At 59.3% G+C, this 3,129-nt stretch carries 2 protein-coding genes and 2 pseudogenes; 1 reads left to right on the top strand and 3 read right to left on the bottom strand.

Translation table 11 applies throughout. The features are described from left to right. Nucleotides 1-224: 224 nt before the first annotated feature. A pseudogene (locus F7R02_RS24680) lies at nt 225-494 on the bottom strand (Tn3 family transposase); the annotation flags it as partial. A 353-nt stretch (nt 495-847) separates the two neighbouring features. Between F7R02_RS24680 and F7R02_RS24675 the strand changes: the two are divergent. Beyond that, complete coding sequence (locus F7R02_RS24675; protein WP_011345700.1) at nt 848-1,885, top strand: hypothetical protein; 1,038 nt, start codon at nt 848-850, stop codon at nt 1,883-1,885. Here F7R02_RS24675 and F7R02_RS24670 read toward each other — a convergent pair. Both F7R02_RS24670 and F7R02_RS24665 read right to left on the bottom strand, forming a co-directional pair. Further along, entirely contained in the window at nt 1,873-2,940 is a 1,068-nt protein-coding gene (locus F7R02_RS24670) for a DNA-binding protein (RefSeq protein WP_078590062.1), read from the bottom strand. The two genes, F7R02_RS24675 and F7R02_RS24670, sit on opposite strands and share 13 nt — an antisense overlap. Before the next feature lie 71 nt (nt 2,941-3,011). Beyond that, nucleotides 3,012-3,129: pseudogene (locus F7R02_RS24665) on the bottom strand (IS5-like element ISCARN85 family transposase); the annotation flags it as partial.

Genomic DNA, 3,129 nt, shown 5'->3' with positions numbered 1-3,129 from the left:
GCTATTGCCTCAGTGAGGCTCAGTCGGTGACTACCTGAGCGTCGGCAGGGATTGGTGTAAGTAACCTTTACTGACAGCGAGTTAGCCCACTTTTGGCTGTTTTTTACACAAATCCCTGCCTCCCCTCTATGTGGGGTTGAGCCGACATACGTGTAAAAATAGCTCACAAGATTGGATTTCATCCATTGCATCAGTGAGTTAGCGGATATTTTGACGCAACAAAACTACACGACCAATGCCAGTTCAGTCTCATACGGCTCGGGGACTGCCTCCACATCAATCAGGTAATCCCCGAAGCGCTTCACATGGCTGGTCACGTACGGGCTGAGGAAAGCCACGTCCTCCCGTGTGATCTTCCACCCCTGCCGCATCAGAGACTTCATGATCCGGGTCTGTTCGACCACGTTGTAGAAGATGACGGCATTGGAAACCAGGTCGTTGTACTTGACGGCTTTCTCCTGCTCGACGGGGTCGTTGTCGGCAATCACCCCTTCCCGAGGGTCGGCAGGGATTGATACAAAAAACAGCCAAATCTTGCCCAACCGCCTGATAATTGAAGAATTATCACTCCGGCTTCCGGCACTGCGCATGCCGTCTGGTTCGATGCGCCCATCGCCAGCGCCGCGCGACGCCTGACCGAGCTGGACCGCGCGCATGCTGGACCGCGACCTCCACGTCTGGCGGTTTAGCGCTGGTCTCGCGCCATTTTATGAATTGTGATCGAGGACGAAGTAACGCGTTGCCGCAGAAGTAGCACTTCTCTAACGCGGCGATTACTTCCGATTTTGTGCGCCGCATATTTACTAAAATTTTACTGTAATTTAACTATCAAACCAGAAGAAAGACCATGAGAAAATTTAAATCGAAGTACATGCTTGGCGCCTGCATCGTTGGAAGCATCGTTAGCGCGGGTGCAGCGGCGCAGGTCGCTGCAATAAACAATACTGGCCGTGCCGAGGCTATGTCTGCATGGGAAACTACGCTCAAGCACGAGGCTCCGGCTATGGAGGGCTGCTTTAGCTCGACATTTCCGGACATGGGGTGGCAGGCGGTACGCTGTGGCGCACCGCCGAAGTTGGTCATGAAGCCACGACACGTTGCCAGCGGCAACGTTCGTACCACCACCGACAACCGTGTGCTCATCACCGGCAATGGCGATGACTACGCTGCACGCACGGGCAGGCTCACCCACTCAGCCGTCGGTTCGTTCCCGAGCGTAAGCGGCGTGACCACTGGGGTAGTCCAATACTCGCTGCAAATCAATACCGACAACGACAGCAACCCCGCCGCTTGCGCGCAGTTCGGTTTTTCTTCGTGCAAGACCTGGCAACAGTACGTCTACTCCAGCGACGCCGACGAAGACTCAAGTAATGGCTTTGACCCGGTCATCTTCATTGAAAGCTGGGTATATGCGGACAGTACCTCGGAATACGATGCGGCGGGTTGCCCGTCCGGCTGGGATGCTTACGAAGGCAACGCTTGCGTGATTAACAGCGAATCGGTGCGAGTGCCTCTGGTGCCAGTTTCGGGCATCGCTGGTGTCAAGCTGACCGGTTCTGCGACCTCGGGGGGCGTGGATACCGTGTCGTTTTCGGTGAACGGAAGGGCCTACAGCGTGAGTCAGCGCGCCTCTACGGTGGATATCAATAAGATCTGGCGCCTGACCGAATTCAACATCTTCGGCAACGGCGCCAGAACTCAGACGGTGTCGTTCAATCGCGGCTCGCACGTCACGGTAAACGTAGCGGTAAACGATGGTACGACAAATGCCCCGACTTGCCTGGGCAATGCCGGCCAGACGTTCGAGCAGAACAACCTGACGCGCGGTAGTTGCTCCGTCTTTGGTGGCGCTTCGCCCGGCATTAGCTTTCCTCAAAGCAACTGACTATTTGCGTCTGGGGAGGTTTCGTCCTTCCCAGACGTTACTTGTTCGCCAACGGGGCGCGGTGGCCGCAGCTGCGCCAGGAGCTGTTCCAGCGTGCTCAGACGTACCGTGGCCCGCAAGGTGTCCGCCTCGGCATGTTCCCGGCGCTGGCGCTCTTCGATCAGATCGGTCCGCGCCGCAGCCAATTCGGCGCGCACACCTTCTAGCGCTTGGACATCTTTGGTCCAGCGCGCCTGGCGGCCTTGGTGCTCGGCGGCCGCCAGGCGCAGCGCGTCGCGCTCGCGCTGCTGGGCGTCGGCCCGCTGGCGTGTCTGCGTCAGTTCCCGCTCCAGCCGGGTATGGCGTTCCAGCCACTGGCCGTTTTCCCGGTTGAGCTGCATCAGGTCGTGGTTCTTGGCGGTCAGCGCCTCGTTGGCCTGCCGTAGGGCAACCTGCAGTTCCTGTACCTGGTGCTCGTGCCGGCGTTGTTCCTGCTCACGCTGGTCCTTGACCGAGGTGCGGTAGTGCTCCAGGGCTTCCCTGGCGTGGTCGTGCTTCTGCTCCAGGGAGCGGGCGTGGCTTTGGTGCTCCGCCAGTCGCGCCGTGAGGCCCGCGATCCGCTCCTCCAACTGAGCCAGTTCGGTGGTGCGGCGGGCCACCTCGCCCCTGGCGGCGTCGCCCGCCTCGCGTTCTGCCTGCAGTACAGTCTCGCAGCGCTGCAGCTGCGTCGTGAGTGAGTCAGCCTCTTGCCGGGCCTGCTCCAGCGTTTGGGTGCGCTCCTGGAGCTGCGCCTGGAAGCGCGCCTGGGCCTGCGCCACGACCATATCGGCCTCGGCGTGCAACCGCTCGGCGAGGCGGGCGACGAGGTCTTGGAGTGCGTCGCTCACGGCCATCTTCGCGCCAACGCCTTGCCCTTCCTTCTCTTCCAACTCCCTCAGATAACGGTGAATGGTGGTCTTGGAACCGGTATTGCCGAGCGCCACCCGGACCGCATCGACAGACGGATGCTTGCCCGTTGCGCGCAGGCTATCGCGGGCACGCTGCACATCGCTTTTGTACAACCCGGACCTTGCCATACGTCCCTCCGCTTATTTCGTAACGAATTACATACCACGTATTTACGTACTACTCAACGTGTTAGGGCCTGTTAACACATCCGAAGCCCATCAACGACTAGGACGAAGCTGAGGAATCCAAGGAACATGACATCCAGCTTCTCGAAGCGCGAGAAAATCCGGCGGTAGCCTTTCAAGCGACGGAACAGT

Source organism: Xanthomonas cissicola (assembly GCF_008801575.1).
GTDB classification, from domain to species: Bacteria; Pseudomonadota; Gammaproteobacteria; order Xanthomonadales; family Xanthomonadaceae; genus Xanthomonas; species Xanthomonas cissicola.
This window is presented reverse-complemented; position numbering and strand designations above follow the sequence as displayed.

What these genes read in the sequence shown, in the direction of transcription:
- F7R02_RS24675 (WP_011345700.1), top strand. Translation starts at nt 848, where the DNA reads ATGAGAAAATTTAAATCGAAGTACATGCTTGGCGCCTGCATCGTTGGA.
- F7R02_RS24670 (WP_078590062.1), bottom strand. Translation starts at nt 2,940, where the DNA reads ATGGCAAGGTCCGGGTTGTACAAAAGCGATGTGCAGCGTGCCCGCGAT.